The following is a 23,044-nucleotide window of genomic DNA, read 5'->3' on the forward strand; positions in this document are numbered from 1 at the left end:
ATATAAATAGCGCCTAAGACCCTTCACATTTTTTCACTATGAGGTAGTTTTAGTGTCTTCTACAGATTTTGAACTAGATGATAACTACGCTGATGATGATGTTAATTTTGATGAGTCATCAAGTAAAATTAGTGCGAAAGAATCATTAGAAAAACGTCGCCTGATTGATGACCTTCTTGCACAGCGCCGTTTGGAACGTGAGCTTAAAGATTTTGATTACGACATCGACGATGACGACGATTTTGACGACGAAGAAGACTAAAATCAGATGTAGCATCGTGTCTGAAAATGCTATGCTAATGCCCTAATCAGTTTCTGAATTTGGATTTGAAATGAGTGCTTTAGATTTAGACTTATTGAGTGAATATCTAGATGGTGACCAAAATGAGTATGGTCTAGATTTTGCAGCGACTCATGGTTTTTTGTGTGCAATTGCAGTTGGTCCTACTTTTGCAAAATGGTTGGATGAACTTTTTGATAATAATCAAAAGAAAGTGCCTGCCGAGATCATCGTGCAAGTGAAAGCTTGGCTTGAGTCTATTCGTCAAAACCTTGCCAATGAAGAGGGAATTGAGTTTCCTTTTGAAATTGAAGAAGCAGATGTAGAATCAAGCTTGGGCGACTGGAGCGTTGGTTTTGTTGATGCAATGTTTTTAAACGAAGATGCTTGGTTCACGCCTGAGTTTGAAGAACAGCTGGTCGATCTTACCTTACCAATTATGGTGTTTAGTGGGATTGATGAAGAAGACCCGCAGATGGAAACCTTCCGTCGTAACGGTCAGTTAATGGATGAACTTGCAGAAGAAATTCCAGAGAACTTAAATGAACTTTATTTGATGTATCACACACCAAATTAAGCTAAACATTTATTTTATATTTAACTCGGGTAGCGAGCGCTTTGTTGTGCTATCCGAGATTAGCCATGTATGCAACCAAGTCCTCCACAACCACGCGAACACGCGTTGGTAGTAATTTTTGTGATGGCCATATTGCATAAATATCACGAACAGGTGTTTGCCACTCAGGTAACACTTTTATCAAACGTCCCGACACTATTTCCGCTTTACACACATTTTCTGGTAAATAGCACAAGCCTAAGCCATGTAAGGCTAATTCTGTACAAATCTGCATTTCATTTGTAATCTGCGCTCTAAAATTTTCTAATTTGAACTCTATTTGTTCATGATTACGTTGTAATTTTATAGTGGATAATGGTTGCGCGATGATCCAGCTATGATTTTTTAAATCGTTCGGATGATAAATATTTGGGGCTTGAGCAAGATATTGCGGTGAGGCCACAATCATCGTTTGAAGACTACAAATATATTTTTGAATATACGAAGTATCTTGCTGTTGACCTATTCGTAAAGCTAAATCTGCCCCCGTACTTAAAAGATGATCCTTTTTGTTGTCTAAACAAATTTCTAAGCGGATATCTGGGTATTTATGTAAAAAACTCGCCCAGAAAGCTTTAAGAATTGTATTGGCGAGATTGATTGGTGCTAATAATTTTACTTGACCAATAGGGTCTAAAATATGATGGCTTAGTTCTTGAGTCGCTTGCTGCAAACTAGAAATAAGGGGTTGGCATCTTTCGTAATAGCTTTGTCCCTCATGGGTAAGTTGAATACCTCGTGTTGTGCGGTGCAGTAGTTTACATCCTAATGTTTTTTCGAGCTGTTGTAGGCGTCGGGTTAATGTTGCTGTTGGAATAGACTGATTTTTAGCGGCTTGACTCAAGCTGCCTGCTGCAACGATAGCAATAAAGAGTGAAAGATCATCAAGCATTTCATTTTTGGAATTAATGTTTCAATTTATAGCGATTCTATCAAATATGAAATTAAGTCACAATTTCTCAGTCGTTGATTGAGGAAAAAAATATGACACTCAGATTTCGCTTGTTTAATACAGCTTTAATGTCAATGCTATTGTCTTTCTTGATGACATTATGGGTGACTTGGCTAAATTTAGGCTTCATTACCGACTTTATCCAACATTGGTTACATGCATGGTTAATGGCTTGGCCTGCTGCTTTCATTTGTGTAATGCTTTTAGCACGGCCTGTATTGTTAATCAGTCAAAAGGTTTTGGGTGTACAAAAGTAGTCTAAAAATGGACATGCTCAAGTTTTATTTCGATAGGTTATGTCCATTATTCAGCCTAATGGTTATGTTTTTGATCATAAAATGTTGCATACCATCCATAAGCAATATGGAAAATAGCACCATGAATCGCGACCATACACAACATCACTACTGCTGTGAGTCCGATGCCAGCATTATCGACAGATTTCATAATGGCTTCAGCATTGGGATTCATCACAACTAAGAATAGGACAAAAAAACTGCCAATGATAATGGCAACAGCACTTGAGCCCCACACCAGCTGAATCTTTTCATGATTACTTGGAACGCGTTTTTCTTTTTTAACGAAGTGTCCCACAGTGATCAAAGCACAGGCTACTAAGGTTGGAATTAAGGTAAAACCACCAAGGTTTAAACCAAAGATGAGTACTGTGATTAAGAGTACTAAAGCAATGCTATATACTGCGGCGAAGTGCAGTAAGTAGTGTTTCATGTATTTCCCCAAAATAAAAAAATTAACTGCGAGTTTTGCGTAAATGTTTGCGGTATAGAATCCATGAAATAAGCACAGCAACAATGGTAATAATCACATAACCGACTTTACTAAAAATTTGATGCATCAATGCTTGGTTTTCACCAAAGTAATAACCGACTGTTGCTAAAAATGTTGTCCAGATAATCGTACCGAGTCCACTATAAAACATGAACTTCCAAAAGGGCATACGGCTCATCCCTGCGGGAATACTGATCAGTGAACGTACCGCAGGAATCATCCGACCAAAGAACACAATACGGTGTCCATATTGTTCAAACCAGTCTAAAGATTTTTTGATATCGCTGGATTTAATAAATAAGTATTTTCCATAGCGGTCAACCCATCTAAAGATGCTGTCTTGTTTAAACTGATAACCAACCCAATACAGTAGAGCTGCTGCAAGCAATGAACCGATACATCCTGCAATAATGACCCCAGTTAAAATGAGCTGCCCCTGAGATGCTGAGTAACCTGCAGAGGGCATAATGATCTCGGATGGGATGGGCGGGAAGACATTATCAAGGAACATGAGTAGGGCAATTCCGACATAGCCCAATTGTTCCATGATAGCGATGATCCACTCGGTGAGATTCATAAAACGTGTGAAAAATAAATGCGATAAGTTATCTTAAGGACTTATCGCATGTGGGTAAAGATTTGCAATGTATTGTTTTGCTATTCATCAAAACGCGTATGTGTCAGGGTGTGAATATATACTTTGCGTAAAGTGTAAGCGAATACAATCGGAATAAGAATGAGTAGCCCATAATTGAAGATCGTTGAGTCTAAGTGATAGCCAATCCCAAGTGAGATACTTGAACCAATCAACATGCCCAAAACCACAATAAACAAATGTGTACGTTGTTCAAGCTTGGCTTTAATCTGATTGAAACTGGTATGGTGATATTGTTCAATACGGTTGGCTGCAGCATTACGAATTAGATCGCGATGGCGCGAAAGGATCATTTTATGCATAGCAATTATCCTATGTTTCGTCGTTTAGGAACGTCATTTTTATTGTTATGTGGAGACTTTTAGTACACCACTTTAGGTTATTATTTGTACAGTATGAATTAGATTTATCAGAACGCCATGACAAAATTGTTAAATAATTTTAAAAACGTGAACTATATAAAAAAATAAGCCCTCAAATGAGGGCTTATTTGGATAAAGCGAGCAAATGATCAAAGGCGTTTACGTTTTGCTGCTGCAATTTGTGACTGGCGCATACGGAAGCCTTCTTTTTGTTTTTCAGTGGTTTTATCAATGCAGTATTTGCATGATACGCCGTGTTCATAACTGGTTTCTTCAGCTTCTACTGGAAGAAGTGGCCAACCACAAGCATGGCATTTAATGTTTAGACCTTCTTCGACACCATGTGTGACAGCTGTACGACCATCAAATACAAAACATTCACCTTCCCACATGCTTTCCTCAGCAGGGGTTTCTTCTAAGTACTTTAAGATCCCGCCTTTAAGATGGTAAACCTCATTGAAACCTTCTTGAAGAAGTAATGATGTAGATTTTTCACAGCGGATACCGCCTGTACAGAACATCGCAATTTTTTTATCTTTATGCTGTTCTAAGTTTTGTTTTACATAATCAGGGAATTCGCGGAAGGTTTCCGTTTTCGGGTCAATGGCACCTTTAAACGTTCCTGCTTTGTATTCATAGTCATTACGGGTATCGACCAAAATGACATCATCGCGCGCAATCAGTTCATTCCACTCTTTCGGATCAAGGTAGTGACCGACTAAATCGCGTGGTTTAACTTCCACACCTAAAGTGACGATTTCTTTTTTAAGTTTGATTTTCATCTTACGAAATGGTTTGTCTGCACTGTCAGACTCTTTGTATTCCATATCGTTGAAACCTTCATTTAGAAGGAATTGATGAATAGTGTTAATCGAAGCGCGATTACCAGCAACAGTACCGTTAATACCTTCGCCAGCAACAATCAGAGTACCACATAGGTTGATGGTTTTTACCAAGTCTAAAAGACGTTGTTGCAGATCAGTAGGATCTTGAACTTCTTTGAATTGATAAAGTGCGGCAACAACCCAACCAGTCGTCGCTTGCTGTTCTACAGGTGCAAGCTGTTCTACAGTAGCGTTCATTGAGTACTCCAATGTATTTTGATAGATAATTTTAAGGCCCACATTTTACATGGAATTCAACCAAGATGCGAGATAAGTAAACATTTTAAATGGCTTCTCAAGTTGTAGGTGAGCGTGTATATTCAGTTGCCGAAGACAAAATCTATTTTGTTTTGGTAGATTGCTTATCAGGAGTATGTTTTGAGTACAGATCGTCGAATTGCCTCTTTGACCCCATGTGCAGGGCGTTGTTCAACGGTATTTGGTGATTCTGTGTGTCGTGGCTGCCGTCGTTTTAATCATGAGGTAATTCAGTGGAATACCTACACTTCGGAGCAGCATAGTTCAGTTTGGCAACGCTTAGATGCACAACTAGATCAAATTTTAGTACCGATGTTGCCATTTGCAGATGTACAGCAGGTCGAAGCTTTTGTTTTATCCAAACGTGTTCGTTTGCGTCCCGATGCATCAAAAGGACGTAAGCTTTATCATGCTTTGAAAGTGTGTGAAAAGAATAAGAGTTTTACAGAAGAGAGTGGTTTAGGTATTCAGGCACAGCAAGTGAAACCACTTTGGCAAGAATTTGAACGCCGTGTTCTTGCCCTTGCGACAGCCAGTTATGATTTGGCTTTTTTACGCGCTGATGCCATTCGGCAACATCTCATCCATACCGAAGAGGACGAATAAGTCCTCTTTGTTTTTGTATAAAAAAGAATACTCATGTCACTGAAATAGAGTATGTGAGCGTGGGCTGGGGGAAAGGATTTTTAGATGGTAAATGTATTTGAACTCATGCTGTACTGTATGGCTGTGGTGGTCATGATTGCAACACCTGGCCCAGTGATGTTACTGGTTGCCAGTGCAGGTCTAAAAGGTGGATATAAACAAGCCTTAAAAACCATTTTTGGGACGAACTTAGCCTCTTTAGTCCTTATTGTTTTGTCAGTGCTGATTTTAAAAGGCTTTTTAAATATTGCAGAGCATTGGCTAAATGCCATTAAAGTTTTAGGCTGCTTATATATTGCCTATTTAGGCTTTCAAATTTTAAAAGAAGCTGTTGCGCAAGAACCTGATACTGCACCTGTGCAGTTAACTGCGGTACAGGGAGGTTTTAAGCAAGGTTTCTTGGTGGGTATTTCCAATCCGAAAGATATTATTTTCTTTGCTTCATTTTTCCCACAGTTCATCGGGGTTACCAGCGATGTCGATGTCAGCCTTGTACTATTGACCATTCTCTGGATTATTCTAGACTTCAGCACCTTGTCTTTGGTTTATTTGGGTTTTAATAAACTCTCGCAGTCCGCTTTGTACAATAAGCTGTTAGGTGTTTGTGGCGCGATATTGGTCAGCATTGCGCTCTATGGTATTTATACTGTCTTTGCTTGATGTTGATGGTACTGTATCAAAAAGCCTCCAACACGGAGGCTTTTTGATTGTGAGCTTAAAAATTAGACTCCGTGTTTAATGCGATACTGCACCAATTCTTCAATGGTGATTACGGTCAACTGATGCGTTTGTGCATAAGCCAACACTTGAATGCCTGAGGCCATAGTTCCATCGGCATTGGTCAGTTCACACAAGACACCTGCTGGCTTCAAGCCTGCTAAACGTGCTAAATCAATTGTCCCTTCGGTATGACCACGACGGGTGAGCACACCGCCTTGGCGTGCACGAAGTGGGAATACATGACCGGGGCGGTTTAAGTCGCTGGCAATAGCCCCATCCTTAATCGCGGCTTTGACTGTGGTAGTGCGGTCTTGTGCAGACACACCAGTAGTCACGCCAGTTGCAGCTTCAATGGTTACAGTGAATGCTGTTTTGAACTGACTCGAGTTATCTGACACCATAGGCACAAGCTCTAAGTGATCGGCCAATTCATCGGTCAGACATAAACAGACAATGCCAGAACCATCACGAATCATACGTGCCATTGTTTCGACGGTGAGAGTTTCGGCAGCCACAATGAGGTCGGCTTCGTTTTCACGGTCAAAGTCATCCATCACCAAAACAGGTTTACCTTGGCGGATATCTTCTAAAGCTTGTTGGATACGTTGTTCAGCTGGAGAAAGGGCTGAAAAGAAAATTTCGGGTTGAATCAAACTAGACATTGAAACGCTCGCGTAAAATTAAAGTACGGTTGAACATTTCAGGACTTTGAAAAATTGGCGTAGCAATAAATCCTCACAGGTTTGCACCTGAGATTCTATTGGTCACGTCGTCTTCTTTCATCCGGACTATACCGTCGGCTTTGGAGTTGAACCAAATCTGCGAGCCAAACAGATGATTTCTGCTTGGCTGGCTCGTGGGCTGATTCAGTCTGAGTCATTCAACTGAACTTACCACCGGTGGGGAATTGCACCCCGCCCTGAAGCGATGTAAGCCCATTATAGTGCTAAATATTTATAAAAACAGGGGGAGTTTTAGAATGATCAGTTTTATACATAGAACAATTTTTGCTATAGGGTTGTTTATGTTATTGGTTTGCTAAAGACCAACACTCTCTGTGTATGATTTCACTTAGTATGAGTTTAATGTTTAAAAATGAATACTTGAGAAGAACCATAAACATGAATAAGACGTTTTCTACAGATTGAATGATTTGAAATGATCAAGATAAAAATAAGAGAGGGGGTGGGAGTGATTAAAATTCAACAATACGATTATCCTTGGAATGCTGAGTCCTTCATCAAGCATCTTCAAGTTTTTGGTTTTACACTGATTGCGGTCAGTATGTTGTATTTGGTTGCTGCCAATTGGTTTATGTTGCCAAAGAATATTCAACTGGCTATTCCTCAGTTGTTGTTATTCCTTAGCGCAGTTTGCAGCCTGTGGCTGACAAAACATGATTTTCTAGTGCAGTGTTTACATAGTATCTGTGGTTTGATGATTGGTTTAAGCTTGGCTGTGATTGGTCAAATTTATCAAACGGGTGCTGACAGCTATTTATTATTTCTACTTTGGTCTGTGCTGCTTTTACCGTGGTTATATCGTCCGAATATCGGGATGTTTTTCCTTTTATGTATGACCAGCCAATTGGCATTGTTTCTGTTTTTTATTCAAACCTTTTGGGGAGATCAATATCCAGATCTTTTCTTAATCAGTATTCATGTATTTGCACTGATTCAATTCTATCTCTGCAATAAATATTATTCGAAACTCCGTTATTTATTCTTGCTGTGGTTTGCCATTCTCTCGGTTTGGCATATGGCGATGTATCTCTATGCAGATAAAAACATTCTTTATTTCATCGTGTCTTTTCTCTTGTTGGGCATTTCACTGGCTTACTATTATCAAAATAAAGATCAGCTATGTAGCGCACTTTCAGCCGTTGGCTTGGGCATTAGCTTTACCTTGGTCATTGTGAAAGCGGTGACGGAGTGGTTTGGTCAGAATGAAATTTTTGAATTATTTTTTATCGCACTGATTATTTTTGCGTGGTTTGCTTCTATCACTTATCTGTTGATTAAATTTATTCCACATAGTCGCTTCAATGCTATTCCACTTGCGGTAGGAGCTTGGATTGCGGGCATCGTCTTTGCTACGTTGATGCTGACCTTTTGGGGGAATTTCTCTTTAATTATGGGTATTGTCTTTGTAGCTTTGGCAGCTTATTTGTTGAAAGCTAAACAAAGTTTGTTTTTAAGACAATTTGCTTATTGTCTCTGGGTTGCAGGGCAAATTGCGGTGATTTTTCACACCGTTGATTTGATGAATCAAATTATACCTATTCTATTTTTACAATTGGTGATGCTTGCACTCGCCTATTTTATGCGTACACATTGGTTCTTTGTTTTTGTTCAAATTTTGGGTTTATATGTAGCAGGTGTGGCGTGTATTTGGGATATTAATGCACATCTCAGTTGGCGTAATATTGTTGAGAATTTTGTCTATTTAGCGCTTTGGAATTATGTTGTTTATCTGGGAATTCTGACTATAAAATTTATACAGCCAACTGAATATCAACGTAGTGTATTGCTTGCAGCACTTGGAGTTATTCTATTTTCCATGGGCTTTTATACTTTATTTGGGAAATATGAATTAGCGAAAATTGAGCACATTCCGATATTGGCTTTTGGTCTGCCGATTTTATGGTTTGTACTTTTTGTCTTTTTACATATTCAAAAGCAGTTTCATTTATTTGCGCACTTCATTTTGGTTGCTTTCGCAGCAGGACTGATTTTTTATGGCTATTTCGATATTTTTATTTGTTTGGCCATCATTTCATGGGCATTAAAAACACAAGATAAAGTGATCTATGGATTTGCACTGGCAACTTTCGCTGTAATTTTAGGGTTTTTATATTATTCCCTTGATGTGACCTTTCTGATTAAAAGTTTAAGCATGTTTTTGTCAGGGCTGATGTTGCTCTTACTGACATTGAGCTTGACTATATTTAAGCAAAAAGAGGAGTTTGGGGTATGAAAAAAATGATTCCTCTTGTTTTGGCACTACTTAGCATCGCGGTATTTTTAGGCTTAATCTTTAAAAATGAATGGCACATAAACCATAGTCAAAGCATATATGTGCGTTTGCAACCTGTAGACCCACGTTCGATTATTCAGGGTGATTATATGGCACTAAATTATCAACTTTATTTTGCGCCACAGCATTCAAACCCAGAAAGTAACAACCAAGCCAACATCAATCAAGAAGATCAGATTTTTTCAGGTCATTATTTTGATGAAGTGATTAACAACAAGTCTTCGGTGCTCACTTATGTTGAACTCGATGCACATAGGCGCGTGATCCATAGCTATTTTGAGTCGCCTAAAAATGTTCGGACAGCTCGACTGATTTTACAAAACCCGAATAATCGTTATAACCAGCTTTATCCTGCATCGAGAAGTTTTTTATTTGCAGAAGGTTTAGCCGATTGTTATCAGCAGGCAGAATATGCTGAGTTTAAAGTCGATGAGCAGGGCAATGCGATACTTACGGCATTGAAAGGTAATCAGCTACAAGATTTAGGCTGTGAGAGTAAACGGGATTGGCTGAGCGGATTTCGTTCTGATCCAACTTGATACAATGGTATGATTCTGCTGATAAAAAAATCCGCACGCAGCGGATTTTTTTAATCTATTGGGTTTAAGCCACTTGTACTGGAATACAGTTTGCCATGTGACTTACAGTGTTATCTGGATTTGCATAAACCAAGCGTGGTTTATGTGCATTTGCTTCAGCTTCTGTAAAATCACCAAAGGTCGCGATAATCATTAGGTCGCCTACATCAGCTTGATGTGCTGCGCCACCATTGACTGAAATAATACCAGAACCTTCTTCACCACGAATTGCATAGGTACTGAAACGCTTACCATTTGTCACGTTCCACATGTGAATTTCTTCATATTCGCGGATACCGGCTAAATCCAATAAAAGACCGTCAATTGCACATGAGCCTTCATAATGGAGTTCAGCTTGAGTAACAACACAACGGTGGATTTTTGCTTTTAATAAACGAGATAGCATGACGAGCGTCTCCTGAGTGGACCTAAGATCGTTATCTTATGGTTAAATCAAACTGAACTTGCTGGATAAGCAATCAGGCAAGCGCATTTTGCCTTTAAAAAGACACTATGGCAAGCAGTAGCGTTCAACAAATTTTTGACTTATCAGTTCGGTTTGTAAGCATTGATTTGATTCATGGCTGGCTGAATCTCACCATTCACTAGCATTTTAGTGCGAGCTAATGCGTGATGGATTGCGTCATCCATTAAATTTTGTTCATTGCTTGGTGCTTTGCTCAGGACATGTCCTGAAACACGTTCTTTTGAGCCTGGATGGCCAATTCCAATGCGTAAGCGATGGAAGTTTGGGCCGATATGAGGAACTATGTCACGTAAACCATTATGTCCACCATGACCACCACCTGTTTTTAGGCGAATGACACCAGGGTTCATATCGAGTTCATCGTGAGCAATCAGTATTGCTTCTGGAGCAATATTGTAGAATTTTGCGAAGGGAACAACACTTTTACCAACAAGGTTCATAAAGGTTGTGGGTAATAACAGACGGACGTCTTGACCTTCGATATTACCACGCCCACTCATTCCATTGAATTTTGGGTCTTTTTTTAGCGTAATGCCATATTGTTCTGCAAGGCGTTCAACAAACCAAAAGCCTGCATTATGGCGGGTTTGGGCATACTCAGAACCTGGGTTGCCCAAACCAACAATCAGTGAAATATTTGACACTAATTACACCAATAACACTTATGCGCGAACGAAGTCAGCGTGCATAGGTGTGTTTTTAGCTGGGTGACGTTGTAACGCTTTGATTTTAACGCTTTCAACTTTATCGCCAACTTTGATTTCAACAACTTCTTCGAAGAAAGCATTGCTTTCTAAAGCTTTAACAAGCTCACGAAGTTCTAAAGTAACAGCTACAGGTTCAGCAGCACCACCGTAGATGATTGCTGGAACTTGAGCAGCATGACGAAGGCGGCGGCTCGCACCTTTCCCTTGGTTAGCTGCTTCACGCGCTTGAGCGTTTAATACGAAGTTTGCCATGATAGACATCCTTAATTTAAGTTTTAAATAAACTAGATCTGCGACCGACCTAGTGAGACAAAGCCCTGCACAGAGCAGGGCTTTTAAAATTCAGCGCTATATTATAGATAAGAATCAAACATTGCGCTAATAGATTCTTCGTTGTTAATACGACGAATTGTTTCAGCAACCATACTCGCAACTGAAACTTGGCGAATCTTACCAAGAGCTTGAGCTTCTTCAGAAAGAGGAATGGTGTCTGTAACAACCAATTCATCAATCACAGAATTTTTCAAGTTTTCGATAGCCTTACCTGATAAAACAGGGTGAGTTGCATAAGCAACCACTTTGCGCGCACCAAATGTTTTCAATGCATCAGCAGCTTTACATAACGTACCAGCAGTATCCACCATGTCATCTACGATGACGCAGTCACGGCCTTTAACATCACCAATCAAGTGCATGACTTGTGATTCATTTGCCTTTTGACGACGTTTGTCGATGATAGCAAGGTCAATATCGCCCATTTGTTTAGCAACAGCACGGGCACGAACGACACCACCAACGTCTGGAGAAACCACCATGAGGTTATCATGTGATTGTTGACGAAGGTCAGCTAAAAGCGCTGGTGTACCGTAGATGTTGTCTACAGGGATATCGAAGAAACCTTGGATTTGGTCAGCGTGAAGGTCGATCATTACCACACGGTCAATTCCTACAGTTGTCAGCATATCTGCGACAACTTTTGCAGTAATTGGAACACGTGATGAACGAGGACGACGATCTTGACGCGCATAACCGAAATAAGGAATCACTGCGGTAATACGGCCAGCACTTGCACGACGCAAAGCATCGGCCATGACGAGGATTTCCATAAGGTTATCATTCGTTGGGGCGCAAGTAGGCTGTACGATAAATACGTCTTTACCACGAACATTTTCAGTAATTTCGACAGCAATTTCACCGTCAGAAAATTGACCTACAGATGCAGCACCTAGAGGGATGTGCAGGTGGCTTACGACTTTTTGGGCGAATTGTGGATGTGCAGATCCACTAAAAACGACAAGATTGGGCATGAAGCACCCTTGGCGGTTGGCAATTTGGAAATTAGATGGCAGGGGTAGCTGGATTCGAACCAACGGATGCCGATATCAAAAACCGGTGCCTTACCACTTGGCGATACCCCTAATGCGGCAGAACTTTAATATTTTTGCGTCTTTTTGTCAAGGTAAATTAACAGTCAAACAGCAAAGTATGCTCTGTCTTTTTTAGAAAATGGCAGGGGTAGCTGGATTCGAACCAACGGATGCCGATATCAAAAACCGGTGCCTTACCACTTGGCGATACCCCTAAATTTGATCACTGTAAAATGGCAGGGGTAGCTGGATTCGAACCAACGGATGCCGATATCAAAAACCGGTGCCTTACCACTTGGCGATACCCCTAGTACAGTCATCTACAGGTGAAATAAAATGGCAGGGGTAGCTGGATTCGAACCAACGGATGCCGATATCAAAAACCGGTGCCTTACCACTTGGCGATACCCCTATCAGGTAACTTTGAAATGTCGCATTGGTGACTCGTTCAAACTATTGACCAAGTAAGCTTTACATGGTGCATTTGCCAGAACATCATCAATGTTTATATCATTCGTTACTTCAGTAAAAACACAAGCACCTGTACCTGTAAGTTTTGCAACACCGAACTGGTCGAGATATTGCATCGCTTCATCTACTTCTGGATATAAACTTCTTGCCAAAGGCTCAAAATTATTTCCAAAATCAGACGGCTTTAACTGATAGGCGCAAAATGTAGAGCTCTTCGTGTTTCTTGTCAACGTTTTTTGTGAAAAAAGCAGTTGAGTGCTGATAAAACAGTCAGGTTTTAACACAATGTATTGTTTTTGATCTAAGTCTATGAATGTTAAGTGTTCACCGATGCCTTCAGCCCATGCATTTAAGCCATGTACAAAGATGGGAACGTCCGCACCCAACTGAACGGCTAAGTCTGCTAATTGTTCAGTATTGAGTCCGCACTGCCACAGTTGATTGACCACGATTAATGTCGTTGCAGCATCCGATGAACCTCCACCTAAGCCTGCACCCATTGGAATATTTTTTTCAAGATGAATAGATAAACCGGTAGCTGTTTGTGCATACGGTTTAAGTATCTGCGTCGCTTTATAAATCAAATTTTGATTCAAATCGACACTGTTTAAGCCTTCAATATAAATCTGTTGATCCGGACGAGACTCAAATTCTAACCAATCACATAAATCGACCAGTTGGAAAATACTTTGCAACTCGTGGTAGCCGTTTTCACGTCGACCTGTAATGTGCAAAAACAAATTCAGTTTTGATGGAGCTGGGACACGGATCATAACGAAGCAAATTAACGGTTTTGAATGACCATTGTAATACGGTTTTCTGCACCATTTTCAAGTGCTTGTTTTAAAATCAACCGATTTGGCATTTTAGCTTGCTCGTTATAGCTCAGTTCCACGTTCCAGCCATCTTCAACAATTTGAGTTGCACGTTTTTCAGCATCTCTTTTTATTTGAGCCTGAACTGTCGCAGGTTTGGCTTGAACCCAATTGACCAAATGGGTGATCGGTGCTTGCCAACCTGTGGCTATTTTTAAGAGTTCTTCGGGGGTTTCTGCTTGAATCAACCCAGTTTTAGCACTATTGAGGCTGACTTCACCCGGACGGCCTGTAATTTGTGTTTTACCCACACCTAAAATGCCACTCAGTTCAATATCAAACTCTTGTTGCTGTTGTACCCAGGTAAAAAAAGCACTACCTGTTTGTTCAGGTGTACGTACCCCAATTTTACCTTGTAAGCTAAATTGTTGATCTGTTTCGGTTTGTATGGTGTTTGGATCAAGCTGCGGTTTGGTAAATTGTTGACAGCCTGTTAGTGCCAAGCTACTTGCAGCAAGTAGGCTTAAACTCAGATTTGAGAAAATACGCATAAAAACTATGAGCTCTTTTTCAGTTGTTGGGGTAACAATAAAGTATTGAGTTGATCCAATTGAGGATCATTTGGATGTTTTTGTTTGAGTTGTTGTAACACCGTAGAGAATTTTTGCAGATCACCTAACATATATACAGAACGTGCATAACGCACTCCAATATTGACACTACCACTGAGAATGTAGGCTTTTTCTAAGACTCTGGCTGAGGTGCTAAAGTCATTTTGTAAATAACAAATAAAGCCTAGAGTATCTAAGATGGAAGCTTGCTCAGGGGCATACTCTAAAGCGTGTTCAACAAATCTTCGAGCATCATCTAAGCGTCTGTTTTGTAATGCTAAAGTGTAAGCGTATGCATTTAAGTATGTCGGGCTATTGGGCTCAATGCTTAAAAGTTGATTGAGCAGTTTTTCAAGTTTTTCCTTGTCTGTATGTGCATCTAGCATCAGCACTTCAGAATAGACCAGCTCAGGGTCATCGGGTATATTTTTAATCGCTTCATCCAATAGACGCATAGCAGCAGCTTTGTTATTCATACGCTTTAAAATATCGGCTTGTGCTTGATACAAAAAACTTGCATGTTGCGGATAATTGACCCGTTCTTGGGTTAAAAAACGCAGTGCGTCATTGAGTTTATTTTGTTCACTATAAATACTGATGAGGCTACGACGTGACACCGTATACAAGCTACCATCGACTAAACGATAGTAGGCCTTTGCTGTTTCAAAGTGTTGCTTTCGTTCAGCATTTACAGCAAGGTAGTAGTAGGCTTCATTTTGATATTCGGCTGAATTCCGTAGTTCAACCAAATATTTTTCTGCTTTTTCGTACTGTTTTAGGTCAATACTGGTTAAACCGGCAATAAATAAGGCATCTTCATTATCAGGCCACTTTTTAATAAGACTTTCAAGTTTGCCTAAGGCTTCATTGGAAGCATTTACTTTAATTAAGTATTTAGCTTCTGCTAAGCGAACTTCGACATTGTCACGGTGCTTACGACTCGATTTTGCATACCAATTACGCGTTTCTTCCTCTAGACCCAGAGCACTGAGTAAATTGGCTTTCATAAGAATATAGCCTGTAACACGACCACGCTTTTTTAGGGCTTTATTGATCGTGATTAGTGCTTGTTCAAGCTGCCCATTTTGCGCTTCTAAACCTGCAATCAGAGCTAAAATAGAGGGGTTGTTGCGCTCTTTACTTGAACGCAAGGCTTGAATTAAGACTTCTTGATCTTCAGGTTCTTCTGGGGCAATTCCTGCAAAAATTTGTTCCAAATCGGCATTTGCGTCGATATTGAGAATTTTGTCTAATGTTTCAGCAGCAAGCTCATATTCATGCGCTTTCAGTGCAATGTGGGATAGATAAAATAATGCAGGAACGTCAGTGGGTTCTTGCACCACCCAATGCGTCGCAATGTCGAGTGCGGCACGTAAGTCATTTTGTTCAAGGGCAATATTTAAAGCGCGTTGTTTAATGGTCGTGGAATTACTTTTAATCGCAAGGACCGTATAATTATGCAATGCCGTTGCATTATCTTGGTAGGCCAGTGCAAATTCGGCAATCATACTTTGTTGAATTGCATCATAATTAGATAGCGAAAATTCTCCAGCTGCTCTAAGATGAGCACTAGATGCCATGCTACCGACGAGTAAGAATGTGGTAGAATATTGCTTAATTCTCGCGCCGCTCAGTCGGCAATGTGTTTGACGCAATTTTTCTTGATCCAAGTATGCTTTTTATGACACCGTTATTGCACAATAGCATAAATTTAGCGAAATGATGATCTGATATGTCTTTCTTTGCATTGGGTGTCAACCATCAAACCGCCTCCGTAGAGTTGCGTGAACAAATTGCATTTAACCCTGAAAAGTTAACGCAACTGCTTGAGCAACAAGGCCAAAACCATGACTTAAATGAAATGGTGGTGGTGTCTACGTGTAACAGAACAGAAGTGTATGCTATGTCTGAAAACTCAGATATGGTATTAAACTGGCTCGCCCAAGCAAATGGTATAGATGTTAAACAACTGTTGAATCATGTATATCGTTATGAAAACGCGCAGGCCGTGACACACTTAATGCGTGTTGCAAGTGGTTTAGACTCACTTATGCTTGGTGAGCCGCAAATTTTGGGACAGGTTAAATCTGCACTGTCGCTCGCTAAATCGGCACATACCGTTTCCCCTCACTTAAACCGAATTTTTGAATATGCTTTTTATGCAGCGAAGCGTGTACGCTCGGAAACAGCCGTTGGCAGTCATGCTGTATCCATGGGCTATGCTGTTGCTCAGCTTGCTTTGCAAGTTTTTAGTAAACCTGAAAAGTTGACGGTCATGGTGGTTGCTGCGGGTGAAATGAATAGTTTGGTGGCAAAGCATTTGGCTGAAATGGGAGTCGCAAAAATCCTGATTTGTAACCGTACCCGTGAGCGGGCTGAAAGTTTGGCTCAGGAAATTGCACATCGGGTAGATGTTGAAATTATTGAGTTTGATCAACTGGCGAACAATCTTTCACGCGCAGATGTCATTTCTAGTTGTACGGGAAGCTTGCATCAAGTCATTCATTATCCAGATGTGAAGGTGGCCTTAAAAAAGCGTCGTTATCAACAAATGTTAATGGTGGATTTGGCTGTTCCGCGTGATATAGACCCGAAAGTTGAAAGTTTGGATGGCGTCTATTTATATGGCGTGGATGACTTGCAATCGGTGATTGATGAAAACCTTGCTCAGCGTCGCCAGGCGGCGGTTGAAGCTGAGGTGATGGTGAATCAACTGGCAACGGAGTTGGTGACACAGCAAAAAGTCAATCTAGCAGGCGAAACCATTCATGCCTATCGCGAGCAAGGTGAACAGTTAAGACAAGAAGAGTTACAACTCGCATTAGCTCGTATTGCAAAAGGGGAACAAGCAGAACAGGTGATGCAGGATTTTGCACATCGTCTGACACAGAAATTACTGCATCCAACCTCGATTATGCTACGTGAAGCAGCTAAAGCTGAAGATCCAAGTTATTTTGAACATATGCAAAATTGTTTAAATGAGACTTTTGCTAAACGACGTAAAACTAAAAAGTAAATCCAAATACAAAAATCTAATCGGTTTAAGTAATCAGTCTCAAGCCTATTTTTTTGGTCAGTTCAAAGAGTTTATGTTTTAAATTTCGTGTCTCAATTAATGAATTTGGGGCTTTAAGTTTAAGTTTTAAATATTTTTCTTCAAGCGACAGGGCATATTCACTAGCCAGTTTATCCGCCAGTTCTGGTGTTTTGGTTAGTTCTTCAATGTTGGTGCGCTGCATAATATCGGCAATTGCATTGGCATAACGGCTACACGCACCCAAAACATAATAGGTTGCCAGTTCTTGGTCATCGGGCAAATCATCAAAGATGCCATCTAAGACTTGTAGCACATGTGCCAAAAGTTCATCTTCAGGTAGATAAGCGCGCAAGGTTTCAAAGTGAATATACAAAAACGGATGATGGATCAAAACGGCGAGCGCGAAGTCTTCATCTTTGGTGCGAATATTAAATGACAACGAGGCGTCGTTGCTAACTTGAGGCGTCCAACGGCGACCAAAACCGAGTTTTTCTTTAAAGGATTGATTCAATAAATAACGGAAAGAGCCCGTTTTCGGCAATAAGTCCGTCAGTTGACGCAACTCACTCATGACCTGACTTTTGCCTTCAGGACTACTGATGTCATGGTTCTGCGTCAGGTGGGCAAAAACAAAGTCTGAAAGTAGAGGAGCTTGTTGCAATAGTTTATTAAAGTTTTCAATACCTTCACGACGGATCAATGAATCAGGATCATGATCACTCGGTAAAACAAAAAACTTCAGCTCGCGACCATCATTGAGTAAAGGCAACGCGATTTCTAAAGTACGACGTGCTGCTTTTTGTCCTGCCAAGTCACCATCGAAGGCGATGGTAATACGGTTGTTTTGCTTAAACAGAATATTTAAATGTTCAGTGTTACTGGCAGTCCCTAAAGTCGCCACGGCACCTGCGATGCCATACTGCTGTAGCGCAATCACATCCATATAGCCTTCGACCATTAGCCAGTCTTGAGCCTTTTGTTTGCGACCTTCATATAAACCATAAAGTAACTGGTTTTTATGAAATACCTCAGAGTCTGGTGAGTTGATGTATTTGGGTTTGATTTCGTCATTCAGAGCACGACCACCGAAGCCCACTACACGACCTTTGGCATCACGAATCGGGAAAATAACGCGGTCACGGAGTAAGTCAAAGTCCCGTCCACTGTCACTAGTACGAATCAGTCCGAGTAGCTTTAAGCCTTCGATATCTTGTGGAAAGGCTTTTTCTAAGTGTTGCCAGTCTTCAGGGGCATAGCCTAAACGCCAATATGCAATAGTATCTCGACTGAGTCCACGTTGTTTAAAATACTGCTGTGCGGTACGACTATGTGGTAGTTGTTGTTCATAGTACTGTGCAATATTTTCTAATAGGTCGTATAAATTACCTTCTTGAACAGGGGCGGTGTTAAAGCCCTCAAAAGCTTCAAAATCTGCATAGCTCTCTTGGTAGTCCATGGACTGAAATTCAGCAAATGGATCATGTTCAACCTTAAATTCGGCTTGTGCAGGAGTACGTTCAACCTTAGCTTCCGTCGCTTCTACTTTGGGTTGTTCGACAGGTTTGGCTTCGCGTTTATATACCAGTTTTTTCGAGTCACGATTGTCTTTTGGCAGTTCGATGCCTGTTTGACTCGACAAATCCTTCATCACATCTATAAAACTACGACTGTCGATGTCCATTAAAAAACGAATGGCATTTCCATTGGCCTGACAACCAAAACAGTGAAAATACTGTTTGTCACGGTAAACGTGAAAAGATGGTGATTTTTCCTGATGGAATGGACAACAACCTGAATAGGTACGACCTGACTTTTTAAGTTTCACCCGTTGACCAATCAGGTCGACAATGTCGGTCCGATCTAGAATTTGATCAATAGTATGTTGAGGAATAGCCATGTCGAGTCGTCAATCGCTGAAGTCTTTAGAAACGTGAAAAAATAGAGAGATGGATGCTTTAAAAATGCAAAAAACCATCAAAGTTAAATTGTTTTGTATACCTTTTGAGCGTTTTGATCAAGCGAAAACAGCATAAAACAAAAGGGCAAGTATGATAACTTGCCCTTTGTAAAATAGCGAATATTTCAAATGAATTATTCAGCTCCAGTGCTTGCGTTGTCTGGTGTTTTAGGACGGTCGAGTAAACCTAAGCTGATGCGGTTGGTAAAACTGCGTTCAGTCATTTCTTTCGGTTGCTCAATTTTTTGCTCAGAACTATTTTGCTCTTCACGACCAAACACACCTAGAGTTGCACGGTTGATCCAACTTGCTTCTTTACGTGCTGCGCGTAAGTTTACTTCACCATTTGATTTTACTAAATTTGGATAATTCAGTTTGAGTACATCAATGTACTGTTGAGCGGTTTGTTTATCGCCCAATTGCGTATAAGAGTATGCCACTGTCGCTAAAGCTTCAGGTATTTGCGGGCTTTGAGGATAATGTTCAACCACCCATTGCGAACGCTCTAATGCTGCAACCCATGCTTTACGTTTGATATTAAAGCGTGCTGCATTCATTTCACTTTCAGCCAACTCATTGCTGATAAACTTCATACGCTGAGCTGCATCTACCGCATAAGTGCTTGAAGGATAGCGACGAATGAAATCTACAAAGTTTTGATAAGCAACTTTCAAATAACTCACGTCACGGTGTGACTGCTTTAAAGAAGTATAGCGTAGTAAACCATCATAGTTTTGCTCCATATTGGCTACACCACGTACATAGTAGGCATAGTCCACGTTTGGATGTTGAGGGTTTAAACGAATAAAACGGTCAGCCAGTGCAATGGTGCCTTCATAATCTTTCTGCTGGAATTTCACATAGAGCAATTCAAGTTGTGCTTGTTGTGCGTATTCGCCTGTTGGATAGTATGTATCTATGGCTTCAAGGTGTTTCGCAGCGTCGGTATATTGACCACTTTTTAGTGCTGTTTCTGCTTTTTGAATATAAACCTGTTCACTCGATTGTGGACCGGTATCTACCACTTCTTTCTTGGGATTGCTGCTACAGCCTACCATTGCCGATGCAATGCCAACCGTAAGAGCAAGCATTGTCATTTTATAATGTGGTAGCGACATAAAAATTCCTCTGTTAATGCGGGCAATGAGCTACAATTGCACTATTAAATCACTTTTGTTTGAATGATCAAATGACTCAAGCACAATCTTCCGATCCAAATTTCCCTGAAACTGATTTCAATTTACTTGAAGATTCTGAGGATGCAGATAACCATACTTCAAGCTCTACTGCAACACGTTTATCGTTGCAATTTCAACTGGATGAATCTTATCTAGGACAGCGTATAGACCAAGTTGCAGCACTGATTTGGAGCGACTTTTCGCGTGAAAAGCTCAAACAGTGGCTGAAAGAAGGCCATTTGTTGGTAAATGGTAACAGTGTCAAACCTAAATATAAATGTGAAGGATTTGAACTGTTAACCCTTGAAGTTGAACTAGAAGCACAAACTCGTAGCCTGCCTGAAGATATTCCACTGGATATCGTCTATGAAGATGATGACATTATTGTCGTGAATAAACCCGTTGGTATGGTGGTGCATCCAGGTGCTGGAAATTCATCAGGGACCTTGGTCAATGCATTGTTACATCACTATCCAAAATCGTCAGAACTGACTCGTGCGGGCTTAGTACATCGGATTGATAAAGATACGTCTGGTTTGTTGGTCGTTGCAAAAAACTTAGAAGCACAATTTTCACTGAGCAAGCAGTTGGCTAAAAAGTCGGTCTATCGCGTATATGACTTAATTGTATATGGCAATGTAATTGCGGGCGGTACGGTGGATGAACCGATTAAGCGTCACCCTGTGGATCGTGTCAAAATGGCGGTACTGCCAGGTGGTAAAGATGCAGTAACACACTATAACGTGAAAGAGCGCTTCCAACATTTCACCCGTATCCAAGCCCGTCTTGAAACTGGACGTACGCATCAAATTCGTGTGCATTTTAGTTATATTGGTTTTGGTTTAGTTGGTGATCCTGTGTATATGCCACGTGTACGTGTGCCTGCAGGTGCATCGGAGCTTTTAGATGAGACTTTACGTGGTTTCAGACGCCAAGCGTTACATGCAGTAGAGCTCGGTTTGAAACATCCTCGTACAGGTGAAGAAATGCTGTTTAAAGCGCCGTGGCCAGCAGACTTGGCGACCTTGGTCGATGTACTACGTACGGAAAATAAAGCTTACTGATTTATAGCTGAATCATAATAAGGACAGTATATGCAATTTGTTCAAGGACTTCCGGCAGGTGTTTTTGTGGGACAAACCCGTGTGCATCATGATCGTGCTTTAGAGACGACTCAAACTGAACTGCAAGGCTTTAATTTGGCTTTGCATGTACAGGACGATGCCGCACGCGTGCAACAGCATCGCATGATTTTGCTCGAAGAGTTTGCAGGTTATGGGGTCGATAAAATCACATGGATGACGCAAACTCACAGCACTATATGCCGTGTAGTGAATGAGCAAATTGACTTTGATGCTCAAGAAGGGGATGGTTTGGTGACACAGCGAGCAAACCATGCCCTGATGATGATGACTGCAGATTGTTTACCCGTAGTTTTAGGTAATGCTGACGGTACCGAGGTTGGGAACTTACATGCAGGTTGGCGTGGGTTGGCGCATGGCATTATTGAAAATACCATTGCCAGTATGAACACTCAGCCGACATGGGCTTGGTTGGGTGCAGCTATTAGCCAATCATGTTTTGAAATTGGCGCTGAAGTTGAAGATGCTTTTTGCTCAAAATATGCTGCGCTTGAATCTGCATTTCAAACAGGTGAGCAAGCTGGAAAGTATTATGCTGACTTATATGCAATCGCAAAATTCATTCTAAAACAGCACGGTGTTGAAGTAGTCTCTGGCGGTGATCAGTGTTCCTTTAGCCAGTCGGATGAGTACTATTCTTATCGACGTCATGCCAAAACTGGGCGTATGGCGACTTTTGTGTTTATGCAATAGTTTTGGCGTGTGATCAAGTGCTTGGCTGTTTTAATCCTTGCACTTACTCCCCACACTGCGAGTGGAAGTGTTAAACTTAACTCAATTCTTTGCTCTTAAAAATTTCCATGTCTGTACCTGATCTTGTTTCTGTTGCACCTGTTCATGTGTGTGTGGTTTATCATAGCGCCTATGGTCATACGGCGAAAGTCGCTCAGTATATTGCACAAGGTGCAGAGCAGGCGGGTGCTGACGTGCATTTGATTTCTGTTGCTGCAGTACAGTGGGACTTGTTAGATCAGGCCGATATTATTGTAATGGGTTGCCCAACCTATATGGGGAGCCTCACAGCGGCACTAAAACAGTTTATGGAAGACTCCTCTAAGCGTTGGTTAGCACGGGCTTGGCAAGGAAAATTAGCTGCAGGCTTTACCAATGGTGGTGGCTTAAGTGGCGATAAACTGGCGGTATTACAACAGATTAATCTATTTGCAATGCAACATGGTATGTTGTGGGCAGGTTTACCGTTTATGCCGACGGGACGTAGCCAACACGATATTAATCGGATGTCGAGCTTTTTAGGTTTGATGACTCAGTCAGACAATGCCAGTGTTGAAATAACCCCACCCGAAGGCGACTTGGAAACTGCTCGAAAGTTCGGAAAATATTTGGTCGAGCTAAAAGCGGATTATTAACAGTCCCAATAAGAAAAAACCTGCATTCGTGAACTGCACCCCGAAAGTTGGACACTTTTAGTCTAATTTGGAGGGTGCTTTTTATGGCTAAATATTCTCAAGCATTTAAACTCGAAGTTGTTCAAAATTA

At 40.9% G+C, this 23,044-nt stretch carries 26 protein-coding genes, 4 tRNA genes and 1 riboswitch; of the genes, 11 read left to right on the forward strand and 19 right to left on the reverse strand.

What is annotated here, in order from left to right:
- Positions 1-52 precede the first annotated feature (52 nt).
- Together ACE01U_RS14320 and ACE01U_RS14325 are read left to right on the forward strand one after the other, a co-directional pair.
- Complete coding sequence (locus ACE01U_RS14320; protein WP_004982817.1) at positions 53-262, forward strand: PA3496 family putative envelope integrity protein; 210 nt, start codon at positions 53-55, stop codon at positions 260-262.
- 70 nt (positions 263-332) lie between these two features.
- On the forward strand, positions 333-857 hold the full coding sequence (locus tag ACE01U_RS14325; protein ID WP_086208110.1) for a YecA/YgfB family protein: 525 nt from the start codon (positions 333-335) through the stop codon (positions 855-857).
- A 49-nt stretch (positions 858-906) separates the two neighbouring features.
- Here the strand turns inward: ACE01U_RS14325 and ACE01U_RS14330 are convergent, their stop codons facing one another.
- Entirely contained in the window at positions 907-1,788 is an 882-nt protein-coding gene (locus tag ACE01U_RS14330) for a LysR family transcriptional regulator (RefSeq protein ID WP_395579796.1), read from the reverse strand.
- 92 nt (positions 1,789-1,880) lie between these two features.
- On the opposite strand from ACE01U_RS14330, the gene ACE01U_RS14335 reads away from it, so the two are divergent.
- On the forward strand, positions 1,881-2,105 hold the full coding sequence (locus ACE01U_RS14335; RefSeq protein ID WP_119063161.1) for a DUF2798 domain-containing protein: 225 nt from the start codon (positions 1,881-1,883) through the stop codon (positions 2,103-2,105).
- 55 nt (positions 2,106-2,160) lie between these two features.
- Here ACE01U_RS14335 and ACE01U_RS14340 read toward each other — a convergent pair whose 3' ends face one another.
- From ACE01U_RS14340 to trhO, 4 genes are all read right to left on the reverse strand, one after another.
- Complete coding sequence (locus ACE01U_RS14340) at positions 2,161-2,577, reverse strand: ABZJ_00895 family protein (protein ID WP_086208107.1); 417 nt, start codon at positions 2,575-2,577, stop codon at positions 2,161-2,163.
- A gap of 22 nt (positions 2,578-2,599) precedes the next feature.
- Positions 2,600-3,214: a DedA family protein gene (locus ACE01U_RS14345; protein ID WP_119063160.1), complete on the reverse strand. Its 615-nt coding sequence runs from the start codon at positions 3,212-3,214 to the stop codon at positions 2,600-2,602.
- Positions 3,215-3,294: 80 nt separating this feature from the next.
- Positions 3,295-3,594: a hypothetical protein gene (locus ACE01U_RS14350; protein WP_086208105.1), complete on the reverse strand. Its 300-nt coding sequence runs from the start codon at positions 3,592-3,594 to the stop codon at positions 3,295-3,297.
- Between the two features lie 209 nt (positions 3,595-3,803).
- Entirely contained in the window at positions 3,804-4,736 is a 933-nt protein-coding gene (gene trhO, locus ACE01U_RS14355) for an oxygen-dependent tRNA uridine(34) hydroxylase TrhO (RefSeq protein ID WP_395579797.1), read from the reverse strand.
- 180 nt (positions 4,737-4,916) lie between these two features.
- On the opposite strand from trhO, the gene ACE01U_RS14360 reads away from it, so the two are divergent.
- A complete protein-coding gene (locus tag ACE01U_RS14360; RefSeq protein WP_086208103.1) occupies positions 4,917-5,402 on the forward strand; it encodes a DUF1289 domain-containing protein in 486 nt (161 codons plus the stop codon).
- A gap of 84 nt (positions 5,403-5,486) precedes the next feature.
- Entirely contained in the window at positions 5,487-6,101 is a 615-nt protein-coding gene (locus ACE01U_RS14365; RefSeq protein WP_086208102.1) for a LysE family translocator, read from the forward strand.
- 62 nt (positions 6,102-6,163) lie between these two features.
- Here ACE01U_RS14365 and ribB read toward each other — a convergent pair whose 3' ends face one another.
- Positions 6,164-6,823 carry a 3,4-dihydroxy-2-butanone-4-phosphate synthase gene (gene ribB, locus ACE01U_RS14370; RefSeq protein ID WP_086208101.1) on the reverse strand — a complete coding sequence of 220 codons (660 nt, stop codon included), beginning with the start codon at positions 6,821-6,823 and terminating at the stop codon, positions 6,164-6,166.
- Between the two features lie 105 nt (positions 6,824-6,928).
- A riboswitch (FMN riboswitch) is annotated at positions 6,929-7,091 on the reverse strand.
- Between the two features lie 261 nt (positions 7,092-7,352).
- On the opposite strand from ribB, the gene ACE01U_RS14375 reads away from it, so the two are divergent.
- Both ACE01U_RS14375 and ACE01U_RS14380 read left to right on the forward strand, forming a co-directional pair.
- A complete protein-coding gene (locus tag ACE01U_RS14375) occupies positions 7,353-9,137 on the forward strand; it encodes a DUF2157 domain-containing protein (protein ID WP_395579798.1) in 1,785 nt (594 codons plus the stop codon).
- Positions 9,134-9,736, forward strand: a complete 603-nt coding sequence (locus ACE01U_RS14380; protein ID WP_086208100.1) for a GDYXXLXY domain-containing protein — start codon at positions 9,134-9,136, stop codon at positions 9,734-9,736. Before ACE01U_RS14375 ends, ACE01U_RS14380 begins: the two co-directional genes overlap by 4 nt.
- A 64-nt stretch (positions 9,737-9,800) precedes the next feature.
- Here ACE01U_RS14380 and panD read toward each other — a convergent pair whose 3' ends face one another.
- The 11 genes from panD to ACE01U_RS14435 all read right to left on the reverse strand — a co-directional run bounded on the left by panD (position 9,801) and on the right by ACE01U_RS14435 (position 15,888).
- A complete protein-coding gene (gene panD / locus ACE01U_RS14385; protein WP_004695506.1) occupies positions 9,801-10,181 on the reverse strand; it encodes an aspartate 1-decarboxylase in 381 nt (126 codons plus the stop codon).
- 143 nt (positions 10,182-10,324) lie between these two features.
- On the reverse strand, positions 10,325-10,906 hold the full coding sequence (gene pth, locus ACE01U_RS14390; protein ID WP_004695508.1) for an aminoacyl-tRNA hydrolase: 582 nt from the start codon (positions 10,904-10,906) through the stop codon (positions 10,325-10,327).
- 18 nt (positions 10,907-10,924) lie between these two features.
- Positions 10,925-11,221, reverse strand: a complete 297-nt coding sequence (gene rplY / locus ACE01U_RS14395; RefSeq protein WP_058870099.1) for a 50S ribosomal protein L25 — start codon at positions 11,219-11,221, stop codon at positions 10,925-10,927.
- Positions 11,222-11,322: 101 nt separating this feature from the next.
- Positions 11,323-12,276 (reverse strand): ribose-phosphate pyrophosphokinase, encoded by a 954-nt coding sequence (locus ACE01U_RS14400; RefSeq protein ID WP_086208099.1) that lies wholly within the window; start codon positions 12,274-12,276, stop codon positions 11,323-11,325.
- A gap of 36 nt (positions 12,277-12,312) precedes the next feature.
- Positions 12,313-12,387, reverse strand: a tRNA-Gln gene (locus tag ACE01U_RS14405).
- A gap of 89 nt (positions 12,388-12,476) precedes the next feature.
- Positions 12,477-12,551, reverse strand: a tRNA-Gln gene (locus ACE01U_RS14410).
- A gap of 19 nt (positions 12,552-12,570) precedes the next feature.
- Positions 12,571-12,645: transfer RNA gene (locus ACE01U_RS14415), tRNA-Gln, on the reverse strand.
- 28 nt (positions 12,646-12,673) lie between these two features.
- Positions 12,674-12,748: transfer RNA gene (locus tag ACE01U_RS14420), tRNA-Gln, on the reverse strand.
- Position 12,749: 1 nt separating this feature from the next.
- On the reverse strand, positions 12,750-13,580 hold the full coding sequence (ispE, locus tag ACE01U_RS14425; protein ID WP_291374843.1) for a 4-(cytidine 5'-diphospho)-2-C-methyl-D-erythritol kinase: 831 nt from the start codon (positions 13,578-13,580) through the stop codon (positions 12,750-12,752).
- Between the two features lie 11 nt (positions 13,581-13,591).
- A complete protein-coding gene (gene lolB / locus ACE01U_RS14430; RefSeq protein ID WP_086208097.1) occupies positions 13,592-14,173 on the reverse strand; it encodes a lipoprotein insertase outer membrane protein LolB in 582 nt (193 codons plus the stop codon).
- 5 nt (positions 14,174-14,178) lie between these two features.
- Complete coding sequence (locus ACE01U_RS14435; protein WP_086208256.1) at positions 14,179-15,888, reverse strand: tetratricopeptide repeat protein; 1,710 nt, start codon at positions 15,886-15,888, stop codon at positions 14,179-14,181.
- Positions 15,889-15,965: 77 nt separating this feature from the next.
- Between ACE01U_RS14435 and hemA the strand changes: the two genes are divergently transcribed.
- Positions 15,966-17,249, forward strand: a complete 1,284-nt coding sequence (gene hemA / locus ACE01U_RS14440) for a glutamyl-tRNA reductase (RefSeq protein WP_395579799.1) — start codon at positions 15,966-15,968, stop codon at positions 17,247-17,249.
- 25 nt (positions 17,250-17,274) lie between these two features.
- On the opposite strand, the gene ACE01U_RS14445 is transcribed toward hemA, so the two are convergent.
- Both ACE01U_RS14445 and ACE01U_RS14450 read right to left on the reverse strand, forming a co-directional pair.
- Positions 17,275-19,167, reverse strand: a complete 1,893-nt coding sequence (locus tag ACE01U_RS14445; RefSeq protein WP_395579800.1) for a DNA primase — start codon at positions 19,165-19,167, stop codon at positions 17,275-17,277.
- A 194-nt stretch (positions 19,168-19,361) separates the two neighbouring features.
- On the reverse strand, positions 19,362-20,345 hold the full coding sequence (locus ACE01U_RS14450) for an outer membrane protein assembly factor BamD (protein WP_395579801.1): 984 nt from the start codon (positions 20,343-20,345) through the stop codon (positions 19,362-19,364).
- Positions 20,346-20,416: 71 nt separating this feature from the next.
- Between ACE01U_RS14450 and rluD the strand changes: the two genes are divergently transcribed.
- The 3 genes from rluD (at position 20,417) to ACE01U_RS14465 (ending at position 22,914) form a co-directional block, all read left to right on the forward strand.
- Positions 20,417-21,469 (forward strand): 23S rRNA pseudouridine(1911/1915/1917) synthase RluD, encoded by a 1,053-nt coding sequence (rluD, locus tag ACE01U_RS14455; protein ID WP_395579802.1) that lies wholly within the window; start codon positions 20,417-20,419, stop codon positions 21,467-21,469.
- A gap of 30 nt (positions 21,470-21,499) precedes the next feature.
- Positions 21,500-22,240, forward strand: coding sequence for a peptidoglycan editing factor PgeF (gene pgeF, locus ACE01U_RS14460; protein WP_395579803.1), 741 nt, complete (start codon positions 21,500-21,502; stop codon positions 22,238-22,240).
- A gap of 107 nt (positions 22,241-22,347) precedes the next feature.
- A complete protein-coding gene (locus tag ACE01U_RS14465) occupies positions 22,348-22,914 on the forward strand; it encodes a flavodoxin family protein (RefSeq protein WP_058870093.1) in 567 nt (188 codons plus the stop codon).
- Positions 22,915-23,044: the final 130 nt, after the last annotated feature.

It is taken from the genome of Acinetobacter halobius (assembly GCF_044130335.1).
Taxonomy (GTDB): domain Bacteria; phylum Pseudomonadota; class Gammaproteobacteria; order Pseudomonadales; family Moraxellaceae; genus Acinetobacter.

What these genes read in the sequence shown, in the direction of transcription:
- ispE (WP_291374843.1), bottom strand. Translation starts at nt 13,580, where the DNA reads ATGATCCGTGTCCCAGCTCCATCAAAACTGAATTTGTTTTTGCACATT.
- rplY (WP_058870099.1), bottom strand. Translation starts at nt 11,221, where the DNA reads ATGGCAAACTTCGTATTAAACGCTCAAGCGCGTGAAGCAGCTAACCAA.
- ACE01U_RS14330 (WP_395579796.1), bottom strand. Translation starts at nt 1,788, where the DNA reads ATGCTTGATGATCTTTCACTCTTTATTGCTATCGTTGCAGCAGGCAGC.
- ACE01U_RS14340 (WP_086208107.1), bottom strand. Translation starts at nt 2,577, where the DNA reads ATGAAACACTACTTACTGCACTTCGCCGCAGTATATAGCATTGCTTTA.
- ACE01U_RS14465 (WP_058870093.1), top strand. Translation starts at nt 22,348, where the DNA reads ATGTCTGTACCTGATCTTGTTTCTGTTGCACCTGTTCATGTGTGTGTG.
- ribB (WP_086208101.1), bottom strand. Translation starts at nt 6,823, where the DNA reads ATGTCTAGTTTGATTCAACCCGAAATTTTCTTTTCAGCCCTTTCTCCA.
- panD (WP_004695506.1), bottom strand. Translation starts at nt 10,181, where the DNA reads ATGCTATCTCGTTTATTAAAAGCAAAAATCCACCGTTGTGTTGTTACT.
- ACE01U_RS14350 (WP_086208105.1), bottom strand. Translation starts at nt 3,594, where the DNA reads ATGCATAAAATGATCCTTTCGCGCCATCGCGATCTAATTCGTAATGCT.
- rluD (WP_395579802.1), top strand. Translation starts at nt 20,417, where the DNA reads ATGACTCAAGCACAATCTTCCGATCCAAATTTCCCTGAAACTGATTTC.
- ACE01U_RS14380 (WP_086208100.1), top strand. Translation starts at nt 9,134, where the DNA reads ATGAAAAAAATGATTCCTCTTGTTTTGGCACTACTTAGCATCGCGGTA.
- ACE01U_RS14365 (WP_086208102.1), top strand. Translation starts at nt 5,487, where the DNA reads ATGGTAAATGTATTTGAACTCATGCTGTACTGTATGGCTGTGGTGGTC.
- ACE01U_RS14445 (WP_395579800.1), bottom strand. Translation starts at nt 19,167, where the DNA reads ATGGCTATTCCTCAACATACTATTGATCAAATTCTAGATCGGACCGAC.
- lolB (WP_086208097.1), bottom strand. Translation starts at nt 14,173, where the DNA reads ATGCGTATTTTCTCAAATCTGAGTTTAAGCCTACTTGCTGCAAGTAGC.
- ACE01U_RS14325 (WP_086208110.1), top strand. Translation starts at nt 333, where the DNA reads ATGAGTGCTTTAGATTTAGACTTATTGAGTGAATATCTAGATGGTGAC.
- hemA (WP_395579799.1), top strand. Translation starts at nt 15,966, where the DNA reads ATGTCTTTCTTTGCATTGGGTGTCAACCATCAAACCGCCTCCGTAGAG.
- pgeF (WP_395579803.1), top strand. Translation starts at nt 21,500, where the DNA reads ATGCAATTTGTTCAAGGACTTCCGGCAGGTGTTTTTGTGGGACAAACC.
- ACE01U_RS14335 (WP_119063161.1), top strand. Translation starts at nt 1,881, where the DNA reads ATGACACTCAGATTTCGCTTGTTTAATACAGCTTTAATGTCAATGCTA.
- ACE01U_RS14345 (WP_119063160.1), bottom strand. Translation starts at nt 3,214, where the DNA reads ATGAATCTCACCGAGTGGATCATCGCTATCATGGAACAATTGGGCTAT.
- ACE01U_RS14400 (WP_086208099.1), bottom strand. Translation starts at nt 12,276, where the DNA reads ATGCCCAATCTTGTCGTTTTTAGTGGATCTGCACATCCACAATTCGCC.
- trhO (WP_395579797.1), bottom strand. Translation starts at nt 4,736, where the DNA reads ATGAACGCTACTGTAGAACAGCTTGCACCTGTAGAACAGCAAGCGACG.
- ACE01U_RS14450 (WP_395579801.1), bottom strand. Translation starts at nt 20,345, where the DNA reads ATGTCGCTACCACATTATAAAATGACAATGCTTGCTCTTACGGTTGGC.